The organism is Streptomyces sp. AC627_RSS907 (assembly GCF_019049165.1).
In genome coordinates this window covers 1-682 of sequence record NZ_JAGMUE010000303.1, presented here as the reverse complement: position 1 = coordinate 682, position 682 = coordinate 1, and the positions used below count along the sequence as shown (strand labels likewise).

Annotated in this window: 1 protein-coding gene; it reads left to right on the top strand. The window is 69.1% G+C overall.

The genetic code is table 11. The features are described from left to right. Positions 1-682, top strand: a 682-nt coding sequence (locus KUM32_RS35410; protein WP_217146034.1) for an ABC transporter permease, incomplete at both ends; no start/stop codon positions are given.

Sequence of the window (682 nt, the reverse complement as noted above, 5' to 3'; positions counted from 1 at the left end):
CCCTCGCTCATCACCCGGACCACCAACGACGTGCAGCAGGTGCAGACGCTGTGCCTGATGACGTTCACGTTGATGGTGACGGTGCCGATCATGTGCGTCGGCGGCATCGTGATGGCGCTCGACCAGGACGTGCCGCTCTCCGCGCTGCTGCTGGTCATCGTGCCGGTCCTGGGCGTGATCGTCACGCTGGTCGTGCGCCGGCTGCGGCTCGCCTTCCGGGGCGTGCAGAAGAGCGTGGACCGGGTGAACCGGGTGCTGCGCGAGCAGATCGCCGGCATCCGGGTCATCCGCGCCTTCGTCCGCGACGCGTACGAACGTGAGCGGTTCGCCGGCGCCAACACCGAGCTGATGGACGTCTCGCTGCGCGCCGGCCGGCTGATGTCGCTGCTGTTCCCGCTGGTGCTGCTGGTCGTCAACGTCTCCAGCGTCGCCGTGGTCTGGTTCGGCGGCCAGCGCATCGACGACGGCGGCATGCAGATCGGCGCCCTGACGGCGTTCCTCTCCTACCTGATGCAGATCCTGACCGCCGTGATGATGGGCACCTTCATGCTCATGATGATCCCGCGGGCCGAGGTGTGCGCCGAGCGCATCCAGGAGGTGCTGGACACCGAGAGCAGCGTCGTACCCCCGGCGCGCCCGGTCGACCCCGTCACCCCGCTCGACCAGCCCGCCGCGACCATCG